The 14,461-nt window shown below is 64.4% G+C and carries 19 protein-coding genes; 14 read left to right on the top strand and 5 right to left on the bottom strand.

Annotation, left to right across the window (positions count from 1 at the left end; all coding sequences use genetic code 11):
- Positions 1–177 precede the first annotated feature (177 nt).
- Complete coding sequence (locus JQ627_RS24110) at positions 178–915, top strand: GyrI-like domain-containing protein (RefSeq protein WP_212486595.1); 738 nt, start codon at positions 178–180, stop codon at positions 913–915.
- Positions 916–920: 5 nt separating this feature from the next.
- Entirely contained in the window at positions 921–1,628 is a 708-nt protein-coding gene (locus tag JQ627_RS24105; protein WP_212486594.1) for an SIMPL domain-containing protein, read from the top strand.
- Positions 1,629–1,708: 80 nt separating this feature from the next.
- Here JQ627_RS24105 and JQ627_RS24100 read toward each other — a convergent pair whose 3' ends face one another.
- On the bottom strand, positions 1,709–2,773 hold the full coding sequence (locus JQ627_RS24100; protein WP_212486593.1) for an MBL fold metallo-hydrolase: 1,065 nt from the start codon (positions 2,771–2,773) through the stop codon (positions 1,709–1,711).
- 316 nt (positions 2,774–3,089) lie between these two features.
- Between JQ627_RS24100 and ffh the strand changes: the two genes are divergently transcribed.
- The 7 genes from ffh to JQ627_RS24065 all read left to right on the top strand — a co-directional run bounded on the left by ffh (position 3,090) and on the right by JQ627_RS24065 (position 9,034).
- Positions 3,090–4,634 (top strand): signal recognition particle protein, encoded by a 1,545-nt coding sequence (gene ffh / locus JQ627_RS24095; protein WP_212486592.1) that lies wholly within the window; start codon positions 3,090–3,092, stop codon positions 4,632–4,634.
- Positions 4,635–4,719: 85 nt separating this feature from the next.
- On the top strand, positions 4,720–5,052 hold the full coding sequence (rpsP, locus tag JQ627_RS24090) for a 30S ribosomal protein S16 (RefSeq protein WP_212486591.1): 333 nt from the start codon (positions 4,720–4,722) through the stop codon (positions 5,050–5,052).
- A 9-nt stretch (positions 5,053–5,061) separates the two neighbouring features.
- The gene (rimM, locus tag JQ627_RS24085; protein WP_212486590.1) at positions 5,062–5,637 is read left to right on the top strand and encodes a ribosome maturation factor RimM; all 576 of its coding nucleotides are present in this window, start codon (positions 5,062–5,064) and stop codon (positions 5,635–5,637) included.
- A 116-nt stretch (positions 5,638–5,753) separates the two neighbouring features.
- The gene (gene trmD / locus JQ627_RS24080) at positions 5,754–6,509 is read left to right on the top strand and encodes a tRNA (guanosine(37)-N1)-methyltransferase TrmD (protein WP_212486589.1); all 756 of its coding nucleotides are present in this window, start codon (positions 5,754–5,756) and stop codon (positions 6,507–6,509) included.
- Between the two features lie 108 nt (positions 6,510–6,617).
- Complete coding sequence (rplS, locus tag JQ627_RS24075; RefSeq protein ID WP_212486588.1) at positions 6,618–6,998, top strand: 50S ribosomal protein L19; 381 nt, start codon at positions 6,618–6,620, stop codon at positions 6,996–6,998.
- Between the two features lie 326 nt (positions 6,999–7,324).
- Positions 7,325–8,731 carry a 3-isopropylmalate dehydratase large subunit gene (leuC, locus tag JQ627_RS24070; protein ID WP_212486587.1) on the top strand — a complete coding sequence of 469 codons (1,407 nt, stop codon included), beginning with the start codon at positions 7,325–7,327 and terminating at the stop codon, positions 8,729–8,731.
- A gap of 93 nt (positions 8,732–8,824) precedes the next feature.
- Positions 8,825–9,034, top strand: a complete 210-nt coding sequence (locus JQ627_RS24065; RefSeq protein ID WP_212486586.1) for a hypothetical protein — start codon at positions 8,825–8,827, stop codon at positions 9,032–9,034.
- A gap of 116 nt (positions 9,035–9,150) precedes the next feature.
- On the opposite strand, the gene JQ627_RS24060 is transcribed toward JQ627_RS24065, so the two are convergent.
- Positions 9,151–9,687: a hypothetical protein gene (locus JQ627_RS24060; RefSeq protein WP_212486585.1), complete on the bottom strand. Its 537-nt coding sequence runs from the start codon at positions 9,685–9,687 to the stop codon at positions 9,151–9,153.
- 191 nt (positions 9,688–9,878) lie between these two features.
- On the opposite strand from JQ627_RS24060, the gene JQ627_RS24055 reads away from it, so the two are divergent.
- Positions 9,879–10,178 (top strand): DUF1330 domain-containing protein, encoded by a 300-nt coding sequence (locus JQ627_RS24055; RefSeq protein WP_212486584.1) that lies wholly within the window; start codon positions 9,879–9,881, stop codon positions 10,176–10,178.
- A 4-nt stretch (positions 10,179–10,182) separates the two neighbouring features.
- On the opposite strand, the gene JQ627_RS24050 is transcribed toward JQ627_RS24055, so the two are convergent.
- Complete coding sequence (locus tag JQ627_RS24050) at positions 10,183–10,443, bottom strand: hypothetical protein (RefSeq protein WP_212486583.1); 261 nt, start codon at positions 10,441–10,443, stop codon at positions 10,183–10,185.
- A gap of 58 nt (positions 10,444–10,501) precedes the next feature.
- On the bottom strand, positions 10,502–10,789 hold the full coding sequence (locus tag JQ627_RS24045) for a hypothetical protein (protein ID WP_212486582.1): 288 nt from the start codon (positions 10,787–10,789) through the stop codon (positions 10,502–10,504).
- 166 nt (positions 10,790–10,955) lie between these two features.
- Between JQ627_RS24045 and JQ627_RS24040 the strand changes: the two genes are divergently transcribed.
- Positions 10,956–11,354 (top strand): metallopeptidase family protein, encoded by a 399-nt coding sequence (locus JQ627_RS24040; protein ID WP_212486581.1) that lies wholly within the window; start codon positions 10,956–10,958, stop codon positions 11,352–11,354.
- A 4-nt stretch (positions 11,355–11,358) separates the two neighbouring features.
- Here JQ627_RS24040 and JQ627_RS24035 read toward each other — a convergent pair whose 3' ends face one another.
- Entirely contained in the window at positions 11,359–12,162 is an 804-nt protein-coding gene (locus tag JQ627_RS24035) for a helix-turn-helix transcriptional regulator (RefSeq protein ID WP_212486580.1), read from the bottom strand.
- A gap of 101 nt (positions 12,163–12,263) precedes the next feature.
- Here JQ627_RS24035 and JQ627_RS24030 point away from each other — a divergent pair, with 101 nt between their 5' ends.
- The 3 genes from JQ627_RS24030 to JQ627_RS24020 all read left to right on the top strand — a co-directional run bounded on the left by JQ627_RS24030 (position 12,264) and on the right by JQ627_RS24020 (position 14,411).
- Positions 12,264–12,833 carry a pyridoxamine 5'-phosphate oxidase family protein gene (locus JQ627_RS24030; protein WP_212486579.1) on the top strand — a complete coding sequence of 190 codons (570 nt, stop codon included), beginning with the start codon at positions 12,264–12,266 and terminating at the stop codon, positions 12,831–12,833.
- Between the two features lie 106 nt (positions 12,834–12,939).
- Positions 12,940–13,545 carry a 3-isopropylmalate dehydratase small subunit gene (gene leuD / locus JQ627_RS24025; protein WP_212486578.1) on the top strand — a complete coding sequence of 202 codons (606 nt, stop codon included), beginning with the start codon at positions 12,940–12,942 and terminating at the stop codon, positions 13,543–13,545.
- 80 nt (positions 13,546–13,625) lie between these two features.
- Positions 13,626–14,411: a hypothetical protein gene (locus JQ627_RS24020; RefSeq protein WP_212486577.1), complete on the top strand. Its 786-nt coding sequence runs from the start codon at positions 13,626–13,628 to the stop codon at positions 14,409–14,411.
- The last annotated feature ends 50 nt before the right edge of the window (positions 14,412–14,461 follow it).

Here is a 14,461-nt window from a genome sequence, read left to right as displayed (position 1 = left end):
TGGCGATCCTTGGTGGCTTGGCCAGTGATTTACCGCCACAGCCATGACGCATCTGTCATGGGACGAATTCGGCACTCGCGTGTTAGAACGGCGCAGTTCGCGCAATCCGGGACGCGCGGCCGGCTTAAGGCCTTGGGGACGTAAGGCCTTGGCGGATAAGCTCTTGGGGAGAATAGAATGAACCGTTTTTGTCGTCTCGCACTGCTTGCGCTGATCCCGGCGGCGACCTTGTCGTTTGGCGTGCCCGGTGCTCTGGCGCAGACCCCGAGCCCGGCGCCCGCCGCGTCGGCCAGCCCTGCGCCGGCTCCGTCGGCCTCGCCCTCTCCGGCCGCAAGTGCCGCGCCTGCGCCCGCGGCAACGCCCTCTCCGGCGCCTGCGGCCAGCGCTTCGCCGTCACCCGGTCCGACGGCCCCACCGCCCGCTGCGGCCACGACGCCCGCCCCGGTGCAGACCGCCGATCCCTTTGGCCTGGAGACCACGATCGAGCCGAAGAAGGTCGTGATGGTCAAGGGCACTGCCAATTGGGATTCGGCCTTCGACACGCTGATCGACGCCTTCAAGGCGCTGAACACGCTGCTGGACAAGCAGGGCATCAAGCCCGCCGGCAATTCGATGATCGTCTACACCTCGACCGACGACACCGGCTTCACCTTCCTGGCCGAGATCCCGATCGAGCAGGACCCGAAGAACCTGCCCAAGGACATGAGCATCGGCAAATCACCGGAAGGCAAGGCGCTGAAATTCGTCCATCGCGGCTCCTACGACAACATGGACAACACTTATGAGGCGATCACCAATCACCTCGACGACAAGAAGCTGGAAGCCAAGGACACTTTCGTCGAGGAATACCTCACCGATCCCCTGAAGACGGCTGAGGACAAGCTCGTGATCAACGTGTTCGTGCCATTGAAGTGAGAGAGATGAAGAAGCCTGCCTTACTCGCCGCCGCATTCGCCGCCACGCTGCTGGCAGCGCCCGCACTCGCCGACGATTTTCCGTCCGCCATTACGGTGAGCGGCGAAGCCATGATTTCCGCAGCACCCGATCTCGCGCAGATCGATGCCGGCGTTGCCAACGATGCCAAATCGGCCAAGGAAGCCTCCGACGCCAACAACGCCGCGATGGGCAAGGTGCTGCTGGCGCTGAAGGGCGCCGGCATCGCCGAGAAGGACTATCAGACCTCGCGGCTGTCCTTGCAGCCGCAATACGGCCAGAACAAATCCACCGGCACTTCGCCCGTGGTCGGCTTCCGCGCCTCTAACCGCGTCACCGTGAAGATCCGCGACGTGACCAAGGTCGCCGGCATCATCGATACGCTGGTCGGCGCCGGCGCCAACGACATCGGCAACATCTCCTTCGAGGTGACGCAAGCCTCAAAACTGCTCGACGATGCCCGTGAACAGGCGGTCGTGGACGCCCGCCGCAAGGCCGAGATTTACGCCAAGGCCACCGGCGTCACGCTCGGCTCGCCGCTCAGCGTATCCGAAGGCGGCGCTCCGGTACCGCTGTTCAAGGCAAGAATGGCGACCGCGCCGATGGCGGCGCCCGCGGCAGTCGCGCCGGGCGAGGAAACGCTGTCGGTGACCGTGAATGTGAGCTGGGCGATCATTCGCCCTGAGGGCAGGTAAGTCCCTTGTCCCGGCTCTGCAGCGCACCGTCGAAGAGACGCTGCGCTGCGTCCAGGCACGAGCGGTGTATGCTGAGAGAGCTAAATCTCCACCACCTGCCCCGGCTTCATCGCCACAAATCGCTCTTGCGGAATCTTCGCGGCATCGAGCGCTTCGACCAGCGCCTTGGCCGGTGCGTCGATCGCTTCGTCCGTCAGCTGGAACGTGCCGTGATGATGCCCGAGCGCGGCTTGCGCGCCGCAATCCGCCAGCGCCTTCACGGCATCTTCCGGGTTCATGTGCTGGTCGCGCATGAACCAGCGCGGCTCGTAGGCGCCGATGGGAAGGATCGCCAGGCGCAGCGGCCCGTGCTTCTCCGCGACGCGACGAAAGTGCGTGCCATCGCCATAGCCGGAATCGCAGACGACGTAGATTTTCCCAGCCGGCGTCTCCAGCACGAAACTCGCCCACAATGCCTTGTTGCGATCGAACATGCCACGCGCGGTCCAGTGCCGGGTCGGCACCAGCGTCACGGCGATGCCACCGCCAAGCTCGACGCGATCGTGCCAGTCGAACGCTTCCGCCTTGATGGTGGAATCGGAACTGCGCATCGTCGCGTCATTGCCGAGCGGGGTGACGACGCGCGGGACAAAATTCCTGGTGAGCCGCGACAGCGTCGCGATGTCGAGATGGTCGTAATGTCCGTGCGAGACCAGCACGACATCGACCTTCGGCAACTTTTCAAAGGCAATGCCGGGATCGTTGTGCCGCTTCGGCCCGGCCCACCCCACCGGCGAGACCCGCATCGACCAGACGGGATCGACGAGGATGTTGAGGCCGCCGCCCTGGATCAGCCAGCTCGCATGACCGACGAAGGAGAGCCGCACCTTGTCGCCCTCGACGCGCGCCGGCGGCGTGTCGGCGTGAGAGTTCGGCACCCACTCGGGCCAGGTCTCGCGCTTCCGGCCGCCCCCGAACTGCCAGCGGAACACCTCCCCGAGCGCTCTTGGCGGCGCCCCGTCGGGATCGAAGAAGTGCAGGCCGTCGAAATGGTCGGAGACGGGGCCGTCGTAGTTTTTCATGCGGGAGATCCAAAGGGACGGGACACCGACCAGCGCGGCGCCACCGGCAAGCAATCCAAGCAGGCGACGGCGAGTCATCGGCACGGGCGGGCTTCAGGCGTGGTGGCGGAGGGAAATCATCACCGGCTATATGGGCGGGGCGGCCCAAAAAAGGAACCCGCCGCCGAAAACCTCCTGTTTTCAGGGCCTTGCCCTGGCAAAGGCGCTCCGGCACCCTAACTTTCCTTGACTTTTGGGCGTGAGCGGCGTTTAACCCCGCCACTTTCTCGGAAAGGCTTTCTTTTCGACCCGCCGACTGGCCCTGGAGGCCAGAGGTCAACGCCCGACAGCGCTGTGCGCCCTCGGGCGTAAAGGTGTTTGGAAGATCGCCTTTCTGGCGAGCAGGACAAGGACAACGGCATTGTTCGACAATCTGTCGGAACGGCTTGGTGGCATTCTCGATCGTCTGACGGGGCGCGGTGCGCTGACCGAAAAGGACGTCGACGCCGCGATGCGCGAAGTGCGCCGCGCGCTGCTGGAGGCCGACGTCGCGTTAGAGGTGGTGCGCAGCTTCACCGAACGCGTCCGCGAGCAGGCGATCGGCGCCACCGTCGTCAAGTCGGTCACGCCCGGCCAGATGGTGGTCAAGATCGTCCATGACGAGCTGATCAACACGCTCGGCGCCGAAAGCCAGACCATCGACGTCAATTCCGTGCCGCCGGTGCCGATCATGATGGTCGGTCTGCAGGGCTCGGGTAAGACGACCACCACCGCAAAGCTCGCCCGCCGCATGGTCCAGCGCGACAAGCGCAAGGTGCTGATGGCTTCGCTCGACGTCTATCGTCCGGCGGCGATGGAGCAGCTGGCCGTACTCGGCCGCGACCTCGACATTCCGACCTTGCCGATCGTGGCGGGACAGCAGCCGCCGCAGATCGCGAAGCGCGCGCTGGAGGCCGGCAAGCTCGGCGGCTACGACATCGTGCTGCTCGACACCGCCGGCCGTACCACGCTCGACGAAGACATGATGGCAGAAGCGGCCGCGATCAAAGCGGCTGCGAACCCGCATGAAGTGCTGCTGGTTGCGGATAGCCTCACCGGCCAGGACGCCGTGAACCTTGCCCGCGCCTTCGATCAGCGCGTCGGCCTCACCGGCATCGTGCTGACCCGTGTGGACGGCGACGGCCGCGGCGGCGCGGCGCTGTCGATGCGCGCCGTCACCGGCAAGCCGATCAAGCTGATCGGCACCGGTGAAAAGACCGACGCGCTGGAAGATTTCCATCCTGATCGTATCGCCGGCCGCATCCTCGGCATGGGCGACGTGGTCTCGCTGGTCGAACGCGCCGCCGCCAACATCGACGCCGAGAAGGCCGCGCGTACCGCCGAGCGGATGCGCAAGGGGCAGTTCGACCTCAACGACATGCGCGAGCAGCTGTTGCAGATGGCGAATATGGGCGGCATCAGCGGCCTGATGGGCATGATGCCCGGCATCGCCAAGATGAAGAACCAGATCGCGGCCGCCGGGATCGACGACAAGATCCTGAAGCGCCAGGTCGCGGTGATCGATTCCATGACGCGTGACGAGCGCCGTCATCCCGACCTGCTCAAGGCCAGCCGCAAGAAGCGCATCGCCGCAGGCTCCGGCCAAAGCGTCGAGCAGGTCAACAAGCTGCTCAAGATGCACCGGAACATGGCCGACGTGATGAAAGCCATGGGCTCGGGCAAGCGCGGCCCGCTCGCCGGCATCGCGCAGGCGATGGGCTTTGGCGGCGGCATGAAGCCGCCCTCGCCGGAAGAGATGAAGGCGTTGCAGGAGAAGATGCAGAGCGGCGGCGGTGGCCTTCCGAATCTGCCGAAGGATTTGCCGGCTGGTCTGCGCACCGGTCTGCCGAACGTTCCCGGACTGACCGGGCTGAGCGGCAAGCCGATGCTGCCGGGCCTCGGCGGTTTTCCGGGCAAGAAGAAATGAGGAATTCGTCGCACGGGATCCTCAGCATCTCGCGCAACGCGGAATACCAATCAACCGAACAAACCGTATTTTGAAGGAGAACTAAATGTCCGTCGTTATCCGCCTCGCCCGCGCAGGCACCAAGAAGCGTCCCGTCTATCACGTCGTCGTCGCCGATTCGCGCTTCCCCCGCGATGGCCGGTTCATCGAGCGTCTCGGTTATTTCAACCCGCTGCTGCCGAAGGACAACGACGCCCGCCTCAAGCTCGACATGGACAAGGTGAAGGCCTGGGTCGCCAAGGGTGCGCAGCCGTCGGACCGCGTGGCGCGTTTCCTGGACGCCGCCGGCGTCAAGAAGCGCGAAGCGCGCAACAATCCGCAGAAGGCTGTGCCGCGCAAGGAGCGCAAGGCGCAGGCCGAAGCCGCCGCGAAGGGCTAAGGCTAAGACATGTCGGCGCTGGTCTGCGTCGCGCGGATCGGCGCCGCGCATGGTGTGCGCGGTGCGGTCAAGCTCTGGACCTTCACCGAAGATCCCTTTGCCGTCAGGCACTACGGCCCGCTGCTGTCCAAGGACGGCAAGCGCCAGTTCGAGGTAGCAACGGCGCGCGAGGCCAGGGATCATCTGGTCGCGACGTTCAAGGGCGTCACGACCCGCGATGAAGCCGAGCGCCTCAACGGCATCGAGCTCTACGTCGCGCGCGAAAAGCTGCCCGCGACCGATGCGGACGAATATTACCACACCGACCTGATCGGGCTCGCCGCCGTCACCACAGACGGCGACGCGCTCGGCCGCGTGCTCGCGATCCACAATTTCGGAGCCGGCGACATCATCGAGATCGCACCTCTCAAGGGCACGACGATGTTGCTGCCGTTCTCGAACGCGGTGGTGCCGGAGGTCGATCTTGCCGGCGGACGCGTGGTGATCGCGCTGCCGCAGGAGATCGAGGGTGAGGACGAGGACAACGATCCGTCCCCGAGTGATCCCCGCCTAGTGCGCAAAGCGCACGGGGGCGGGGACCCATAACCACGAAACGTGGTTTTGGCTAAGCTGCTGGCTCCAGCCATCGCAAAACTGACTGCGGTGGTTAAGGGTCCCGGATCTGCGCTTCGCTTGTCCGGGACGACGAGAACCGAGATCCGATGACGAACCTCTCACCCTGGCGCGTGACCGTGCTGACGCTGTTTCCGGAGATGTTTCCGGGGCCGCTCGGCGTGAGCCTGGCCGGCCGGGCGCTGGCCTCCGGGCTCTGGGAGATTGAAGCACGCGACATCCGGGCGTCTGCGACCGACCGCCACCGCAGCGTCGACGACACTCCAGCCGGCGGCGGGCCGGGCATGGTGCTGCGGGCGGATGTTCTCGCGGCGGCCATCGATGCCGCCGAGATCAGCCCGGAACGGCCGAAATTGCTGATGAGCCCGCGGGGTCGGCCTTTGACCCAGGCCCGTGTCGCCGAGCTCGCCAGCGGTCCCGGCCCCCTGATCGTCTGCGGCCGCTTCGAGGGGATCGACCAACGAGTGATCGACGGGCGAGATCTGGAGGAGGTCTCGATCGGCGATTACGTGCTGTCCGGGGGCGAAATCGCTGCCCTGGCCCTGATCGACGCCTGCGTCCGGCTGCTGCCGGGCGTGATGGGCAAGGAGGCGTCGGGAACCGAGGAAAGCTTTTCGGAGGGGCTCCTCGAATACCCCCAATACACCCGCCCGCAGCTGTTCGAGGGGGTTCCGATCCCGGAAACCCTGACCTCCGGCGACCACGCCAAGGTTGCAGCCTGGCGGCGGGCGCAATCGGAGGCCCTGACGGCGGCCCGGCGGCCTGATTTGTGGGCCCAAATCCCGGCCGAAGTCCCGAATCGGGCCAGACGCCAAAAAACGCCAAAAAACAAGACAGACGGGTGACAAACGCTCCAGCTTGCCTTATAGGAGCGCCCACATCCGCAATAGCTGGATCAACGAATTTCGCGCAGCCCCCGATCTGCGGCTGGGCGCGCCGATGGAGATTTACCCATGAACCTGATCAAGCAGCTCGAGCAAGAGCAGTTCGACAAGCTGTCCGCCGGCAAGGACATTCCGGAATTCGGTCCCGGCGACACCGTGATCGTCAACGTGAAGGTCGTCGAAGGCGACCGCACCCGCGTGCAGGCCTATGAGGGCGTCTGCATCGGCCGTTCCGGCGGTGGCCTCAACGAGAGCTTCACCGTCCGCAAGATTTCCTATGGCGAGGGTGTCGAGCGCGTGTTCCCGCTGCTCTCCCCGATGATCGACTCGATCAAGGTGGTGCGTCGCGGCAAGGTGCGTCGCGCCAAGCTCTATTACCTCCGCAACCTTCGCGGCAAATCGGCCCGCATCGTCGAGAAGCAGGACCGCGCGGCTGCCGTCGGCGAGTAATCTTCGCCACCAGGCAAGTTTCCGAAAAGCGCGGGGCCAAACCCCGCGCTTTTTTGTTGCGTCAGCCGTGCGCGTCAAACCTCTCGCGCTTCCAAATCGGCCTGCTATATATTCCTAGAATGTTTCCAGATCTGACCAGCCTCTCGTCCGCCAAGCGCATCGTCATCGACGATCGCTCGCGGTTGCCTGGCCGGTTCTTCGGACGCTTCGCGACCTCGGCAACGTCAGAGCTTAGTCCCGCAGCTTAAAGGCTGCGCTGAAGACGACTCTGTTGCCCGCGCGTGACCGCGCATATCCGCACCACAACATTCCTGGAGCTGACGCTCATGTCCAAGCCGACCACATTGTACGACAAGATCTGGAACGACCATCTGGTGCACGAAGCCGACGACGGCACCTGCCTGCTCTATATCGACCGTCATCTGGTGCACGAGGTGACCTCGCCGCAGGCATTCGAAGGTCTGCGCGCGACCGGGCGCAAGGTGCACGCGCCCGAGAAGACGCTCGCTGTCGTCGACCACAACGTGCCGACCACCGACCGCACCAAGCCGAACCCGGATCCTGAAAGCATCGAGCAGATCAAGGCGCTGGCCGAGAACGCCAAGGAGTTCGGCATCGAATATTACGACGAGTTCGACAAGCGCCAGGGCGTCGTCCACGTCATCGGCCCCGAGCAGGGCTTTACCCTGCCCGGCACCACCATCGTCTGCGGTGACAGCCACACCTCGACGCATGGCGCGTTCGGCGCGCTCGCGCACGGCATCGGCACCTCCGAGGTCGAGCACGTGCTGGCGACGCAGACGCTGATCCAGAAGAAGGCGAAGAACATGCGCGTCACCGTCGACGGCAAGCTGCCGGACGGCGTGACGGGCAAGGACATCATCCTCGCCATCATCGGCGAGATCGGCACTGCGGGCGGCACCGGCTACGTGCTGGAATACGCCGGCGATGCGATCAGGGCATTGTCGATGGAAGGCCGCATGACGGTCTGCAACATGTCGATCGAAGGCGGCGCCCGCGCCGGCCTCGTTGCGCCCGACCAGAAGGCCTACGACTTCCTGCGCGATCGCCCGAAGTCGCCGAAGGGCGCGGACTGGGATGCGGCGATGCGCTACTGGGAGAAGCTGCGCTCGGACGACGGCGCGCATTTCGACCACGAGCTGCGCCTCGATGCTGCCAAGCTGCCGCCGATCGTGACCTGGGGCACGAGCCCTGAGGACGTGATCTCGGTGACCGGCATCGTGCCTGATCCGGACCAGATCGCGGACGAGGCCAAGCGTCTCTCCAAGCACCGCGCGCTGAAATACATGGGCCTCACCGCGGGCACGAAGATCACCGACATCAAGGTCGACCGCATCTTCATCGGCTCCTGCACCAACGGCCGCATCGAGGATCTGCGCGCCGCCGCCAAGATCGCGGAAGGCAAGCATGTCTCGGCGCATGTCAACGCCATGGTCGTGCCGGGCTCCGGCATCGTGAAGGAGCAGGCGGAAGCCGAAGGTCTGGACAAGATCTTCATCAACGCCGGCTTCGAATGGCGCGAGCCGGGTTGCTCGATGTGCCTCGCCATGAACCCGGACAAGCTGGCCCCCGAAGAGCGCTGCGCCTCGACCTCGAACCGCAATTTCGAGGGCCGCCAGGGCTTCAAGGGCCGCACGCATCTGGTGTCGCCGGCGATGGCGGCAGCAGCGGCGATCGCGGGTCACTTCGTCGATGTCAGGGAGTGGCGCTAAGCCACTCTCCGCAATTTGATCTAACGTGGCAAACGGCCGTTAAGCGGCTTCCCCACACTGTGTCCTCGCGACGATTTCGCGAGGACACGCCTCATGGCCAACAAGCCTGAATATGTCGATCTGATTGGCGAGGCGACGCGCCAGCACCGGCGGCGTGCAACGCCCTTGCCCATCGTCGCCAAGCCCGAGGTCGAGGAGACTTCGAAGCTCAGCCGCTGGCCGCCGGCGATGTTCAAGCAGTGGAAGCTCGAGAACCTGACGCGATGGAAGTCGGCGTCATGGAAGCTGAAGGATTGGCTGTAGCTAGTTTCTCCGTCATGCCCGGGCTTGTCCCGGGCATCCAAGAACTTTCTATACAAGCCTCAAGAACGTGGATGGCCGGGACAAGCCCGACCATGACGCTCCGCTTTTAACTCACATCACCAATAGCGGTACGGATAGTGCCAGCGATGCCACCGGCAGACGCGGCGCGGGCCGTAATAGGTCCAGATCACCCGGCAGCGGCGCGGATAGTGGTAGTAGGGATAGTAGCCGCCGTAATAATAGCGCCGATGGAAGTGGCGATAGCCGTAATGGGGACGATAGATCCCGTAGCGATGATAGCCGCCATAGCGGTGAAATCCGCCGTAGCGATAGCCGCCACCGCGAAAGGCGGGTGCGGCGCGGAAGCCGCCGATATGGCCGCCATGAAAGCCACCGCCGCGGAAACCGCCGATATGTCCTCCGCCACCATGGAAGCCGCCACCGCGGAAACCTCCGCCGTGTCCGCCGCCGCCGTGGCGAACCTGCGTGACGAGGTCGTCGGTCGCAGCCCTCGTCGCGGGTGACGTTGCCGGATTGATCAAGGTCAGCGCTTCAGCACGACGCGCGGTCCCGGCCGACAGCATCAGCGTCGCGGCGGCCGCAATCCCCAGCAAGCGCATGGGGCTTGCCCTGAGACCCAATATCCTCAGCATGGAATTCTTCCTGAATCCGGACAGCGGAGTTGCGACGCTCGTTGCCGGCCCGCGTCATCCCTGTTCATTCACGGTCGCTCCCACGGTTAAACTAGGGACAGGGACGTGAACCCCTCATGAATGAACGACTTCCAGCCACGTGCAGCGCAAGCGCATATGCGATTACGATTTCTGCAAGAGGAATTTGAGAGATGACTGTCTACGCGATTGCGCAATTGAAGATGACGGACCGCGCGGCCTATGACCGCTATCAGGCGCGGTTCTTCGACGTGTTCGGAAAGTACAATGGACGGCTGCTCGCCGCCGACGAACAGCCGCGCGTGCTCGAGGGCCTGTGGCCGTTCGACAAGCTCGTCATGATGTCGTTTCCCGACGAGGCTGCGTTCCTCGCCTTCTCGAATTCGCCGGACTACGAAGAAATCTCGCGCGATCGCAAGGCGGGCGCGCAAGCAACGGTGCTGCTAGTCAAGGGATTTGCGCCGGCCGGTTAGTGCGTCACCACCACGGCCCGTAGCCGAGCACAAAGGGTGCGGGCACGCCGTAGGGATAGGGACGGTAGTAGACCGGCCGCGCGTAATAGCGTGGATCGTGGCGCACGGCAGGCCGCGCGATGTCATGGGGTCGCGCGTGTCGCCGCACATCGAAAACCGCGATCCCTGCCGAGGCCTCCGGCATCGTCACCCTGTGCGAAGCGGACGCGCGAGGCAGGCCGGCGCCAAGCGCGACGGCAACGGCCAATGCAATCCATCTCGCCATGACGATCCCCACGAGGCCTCCGCGCTGCCCGCTGCTGGCGCGGGCGTTGAACCCGGCGTCAGCCCCGGCGCCAGTAGCAGCTCATATGCGGCGTGATCACGGTGCCGCTGGGCCTATGTTCCTGCACATAGGCGACGTTGCATTCGCGGACCGCATCAGGGCCGGGATTGTAGCGCGGATAGACGCCATCGGGGGTGTAATAGGGCGTGACCCGCAGGCGCGCCGGAGGCCGCCTGCGCGGTGGGGGGACGTCGTCGGGCGACGCCGCCTGGGCCAGCCGGATCTCGGGACTGGCCGTCTGGGCATTGGCCTCTGCGCCGACAAAAAATGTCGAAAACAACCCCATGCAAAGTAGAACCAGTATTGCTGTTCCTGCCCGCATCGCACCACCACCCACCTGAGCTATCCCCTTGAGGCGCCGTACGCTCCCCGTTTTCGCGCGCGGCGTCAACTCTTCGTAGTCTTCTATAAAGCCGGATGCATCGCCACGGAACCCGCGCTAAGAAAAGCCCATGTGGACGGAATTGAAAGCGCCCTCGCTGGCCGAGATGGAAGCGACGGCGCACGACATCTTCGAGCGGCTGCCGGCGGAATTTCGCGGCCTCTGTGAGGGCGTGATCCTCCGTGTCGACGACTTCCCGACCGAGGAAGTCATGGACGAGATGGAATGCGAGAGCGAGTTCGACCTGCTCGGCCTGTTCCAGGGCGTCGGCCTGCCGCAGCAGAGCCTGGGCGACGTGGCGCGACTGCCCAACATGGTCTGGCTCTACCGACGGCCGATCCTGGATTACTGGGCCGAGCACGACGAGAGCCTCGGCCACATCGTCCGCCACGTTCTGATCCACGAGATCGGCCATCATTTCGGCCTCTCGGACGACGATATGGCCGCGATTGAGGCTCAGACGGAGTAGGACGTCATCGGTTGCGTATGGTTGGCGCAGCGAGAAGCATCGTCAGTCGATAGTCGGACCAGCCCGCGAGAGAGAGCGACACCTGCTGATAGTGCAGCAGTCCCATGGTCGGATGATCGAATGCACGCTCGCCGCCTTCGCGTGCCAGAACCCCCTGCGTCTCCCAGCAGCGTTCGAAGTCGGGGCTTCCAACTCTCAGTTCCTCGACGAGCCGGCGAATGTCGGGATCGTCGGAATAGGCTGTAACAGCGGCGCGGAATTCTGCGACGACGCGTTGCGCGCGTGAGGTCCAGTCGAGGATCAGTGTTCGCGCCTCGGGCCTGAGGAAGATGTAGCGCAGAAGATTTTTTTCGCCGTCAGCATCGAGCCATCCGGCAAACAACCGGGACGCTTTCGCATTCCAACGACGCGCGCCCCATGTGCGATCGAGAATGTAGGCCGGCCCATCGATCGCATCGACGCAAGCCAGCACCTCCTCAGGCGGATCATCCCTGTGGCCGGGACGCTCGGGATCGCGCTTGCCCCCAACTTCGAACAGATAGCTGCGCTCCGCTCGTGACAGGCGCAATCCGCGTGCGAGGCGCGCAAGTGTCGAAGCCGAGACGGAGACATCGCGACCCTGCTCGATCCACGTGTACCAGGTGACGCTCAATCCGCAGAGCTGAGCGACCTCCTCACGCCGCAGGCCGGGCGTGCGCCGCCGCGCTCCGGCGGCGAGGCCGAATTCTGCCGGAGACTGGCGCTCCCGGAGCGCCCGCAGGAACGCGCTGAGCGAGAGAGCCGGGGCGTCCAAGTCTTGTCCGATCATGGTGGTTTTTATACCAGCATAAGATAGGTTCTTAAACCGGTATTAGGTCGGTGCTAGCTGTTTGTCCAGACTTCGTCGTCGCGCCAAGGACGCACGGACACATGGGCAAGCAATTCGCCAGCATCGAACCCGAGCACCGGGCGTTCATCGAGCGGCAAAAAATCTTCTTCGTCGCGAGTGCCCCGCCGAAGGGACGCGTCAACGTGTCCCCCAAGGGAATGTCCTCGTTCCGGGTGCTCGCAGGCAATGACGTCGCCTATCTCGATTGCACCGGCAGCGGGAGCGAGACCCGCGCGCACCTGATCGCCGACAACGACAAGCGGCTGACCATCATGTTTTGCGCCTTCGAAGGTCCCCCGATGATCCTGAGGCTCTATGGCCAGGGTCGATCGCTGATGCGCGGCACGCCTGAATACGCCGATCTCGTCTCTGGCTTCGAGGACATCGCCGGGGCGCGCCAGATCGTGCGCCTCTCGGTCGACCTCGTGCAGACGTCATGCGGTATGGGCGTGCCGCTGTTCGACTACAGACAAGAACGCGGCAGCCTCGTGCGCTACTGGACGGCGCAGGGTGTCAACAATTTGCGAAAATACTGGGGTCTGAAGAACATGAAGAGCATCGACGGCCTGCCGACCGGCTTTGCCCCTGACAGCATGGCTCCGCCAGGCTGAGGGTGAACCTCGATTTACGCCCCTTAGGCCTGCCGAATCCGGCCTAGGATTTGTGTGCCAACCGGGCTAAATAGCCATCCCCTGACTTCAAACCGGGAAGCCTGAAATGGACAAGTTCACCACGCTGGAAGGCGTCGCGGCGCCGCTGAAGATCATCAATGTCGACACCGACATGATCATTCCGAAGCAGTACCTCAAGACCATCAAGCGCACCGGCCTTGGCAAGGGGCTCTTCTCCGAGCAGCGCTACAAGGACGACGGCAGCGAGAATCCGGACTTCGTCCTCAACCAGCCCGCTTATCGCAATGCGAAGGTGCTGGTCGCCGGCGACAATTTCGGCTGCGGCTCGAGCCGCGAGCACGCGCCGTGGGCGCTGCTCGACTTCGGCATCCGCTGCGTGATCTCGACCTCGTTCGGCGACATCTTCTACAACAACTGCTTCAAGAACGGCATTCTGCCGATCCGCGTCTCGCAGGAAGACCTCGACAAGCTGTTCGACGACGCCGAGCGCGGCGCCAACGCGACACTCACGATCGACCTGCCGAACCAGGAGATCCGCGGCCCGGATGGCGGCAAGGTCAAGTTCGAGATCGACCCGTTCCGCAAGCACTGCCTGATCAACGGCCTCGACGACATCGGTCTCACGATGGAGAAGAAGACGTCGATCGACACCTACGAGGACAAGCTCAAGCGCGAACGCGCCTGGGCTTGAGGTCGACTTAAGGTTCGAGCCCCGGTGCGGACAGCGCCGGGGTTTTTTCTTTGTCCTGATTATCCCGTATAGCTTCGCGCATGCTGCCTGACATCGTCACCTTCTGGCATGGCCCGATGGACGCACTGCGCCAGACCTGTCTGCGCTCGCAGTTGGCTGCCGGCCACAAGGTCACGGTCTATAGTTTCGACACCATTCCCGGCCTGCCCGCGGGCGTCGACAACGCAGATGCCGAGGCGATCCTGCCGCATGCTTTCTCGGAGCGGCTGCGGCCGCCGCAGCCGGACGGAAGCTGGCGCGACTGGACCACGCTGCAGTTCAGCGACTTCTTCCGCATGAAGCTGATGGCGAAGAAGCTCGGCCTCTGGCTCGATGCCGACGTGCTGCTCTTGAGGCCCGTCGAGATCGACCCGGCAAAACCCTATTTCGCCTGGGAGCGGCCGCGCCAGCTCGGCAATTCCGTGATCTATTTGCCGGCGGAGCACGGCATCGTTGCCGCCTTCGAGGAGCTGATGGAGCAGGAGGAGCTGACGCCGAACTGGCTGTCGGTGCGCCATCGCATCACTTTCATGATGCGTCGCCTGCGCGGCGGCTCGAACCGCCTCTCGGATATTCGCGTCGCGATCTTCGGGCCGGCGGCGCTCACCGCGCTCGCACGCCGTACCGGCGAGCTCAGCCGCGCGCTGCCGAAGCAGTCGTTCTACGCCGTGCACGCCGAGCCAAAATTGTTCTTCGATCCCTCGAGCTATCTCGGCCTCGTCACCGACCCCGAGATCATCGGCCTGCACATCTCGCCCAAGGGCCGCGGCGGCGAGAAGCCGATCCCGGGCAGCCTGTATGCGTGGGCGGCGGAGCGGTTCGCGTAACCTGGCTCTCGTGCCCCGGCTCTGCGGAGCGGCACTTCGCGCCGCACCGC

This window comes from Bradyrhizobium liaoningense, assembly GCF_018130785.1.
GTDB lineage: Bacteria > Pseudomonadota > Alphaproteobacteria > Rhizobiales > Xanthobacteraceae > Bradyrhizobium > Bradyrhizobium liaoningense_A.
The sequence above is the reverse complement of the archived record's forward strand: the minus strand, read 5'-3'. Positions and strand labels throughout refer to the sequence as shown.

Excerpts from the sequence above, each read along its gene's own strand:
- JQ627_RS24045 (WP_212486582.1), bottom strand. The coding sequence starts at position 10,789 with ATGGGGTTGTTTTCGACATTTTTTGTCGGCGCAGAGGCCAATGCCCAG.
- rplS (WP_212486588.1), top strand. The coding sequence starts at position 6,618 with ATGAACCTGATCAAGCAGCTCGAGCAAGAGCAGTTCGACAAGCTGTCC.
- JQ627_RS24035 (WP_212486580.1), bottom strand. The coding sequence starts at position 12,162 with ATGATCGGACAAGACTTGGACGCCCCGGCTCTCTCGCTCAGCGCGTTC.
- JQ627_RS24030 (WP_212486579.1), top strand. The coding sequence starts at position 12,264 with ATGGGCAAGCAATTCGCCAGCATCGAACCCGAGCACCGGGCGTTCATC.
- JQ627_RS24105 (WP_212486594.1), top strand. The coding sequence starts at position 921 with ATGAAGAAGCCTGCCTTACTCGCCGCCGCATTCGCCGCCACGCTGCTG.
- JQ627_RS24060 (WP_212486585.1), bottom strand. The coding sequence starts at position 9,687 with ATGCTGAGGATATTGGGTCTCAGGGCAAGCCCCATGCGCTTGCTGGGG.
- JQ627_RS24065 (WP_212486586.1), top strand. The coding sequence starts at position 8,825 with ATGGCCAACAAGCCTGAATATGTCGATCTGATTGGCGAGGCGACGCGC.
- leuC (WP_212486587.1), top strand. The coding sequence starts at position 7,325 with ATGTCCAAGCCGACCACATTGTACGACAAGATCTGGAACGACCATCTG.
- JQ627_RS24050 (WP_212486583.1), bottom strand. The coding sequence starts at position 10,443 with ATGGCGAGATGGATTGCATTGGCCGTTGCCGTCGCGCTTGGCGCCGGC.
- JQ627_RS24110 (WP_212486595.1), top strand. The coding sequence starts at position 178 with ATGAACCGTTTTTGTCGTCTCGCACTGCTTGCGCTGATCCCGGCGGCG.
- rimM (WP_212486590.1), top strand. The coding sequence starts at position 5,062 with ATGTCGGCGCTGGTCTGCGTCGCGCGGATCGGCGCCGCGCATGGTGTG.
- JQ627_RS24040 (WP_212486581.1), top strand. The coding sequence starts at position 10,956 with ATGTGGACGGAATTGAAAGCGCCCTCGCTGGCCGAGATGGAAGCGACG.
- trmD (WP_212486589.1), top strand. The coding sequence starts at position 5,754 with ATGACGAACCTCTCACCCTGGCGCGTGACCGTGCTGACGCTGTTTCCG.
- JQ627_RS24020 (WP_212486577.1), top strand. The coding sequence starts at position 13,626 with ATGCTGCCTGACATCGTCACCTTCTGGCATGGCCCGATGGACGCACTG.
- leuD (WP_212486578.1), top strand. The coding sequence starts at position 12,940 with ATGGACAAGTTCACCACGCTGGAAGGCGTCGCGGCGCCGCTGAAGATC.
- JQ627_RS24055 (WP_212486584.1), top strand. The coding sequence starts at position 9,879 with ATGACTGTCTACGCGATTGCGCAATTGAAGATGACGGACCGCGCGGCC.
- rpsP (WP_212486591.1), top strand. The coding sequence starts at position 4,720 with ATGTCCGTCGTTATCCGCCTCGCCCGCGCAGGCACCAAGAAGCGTCCC.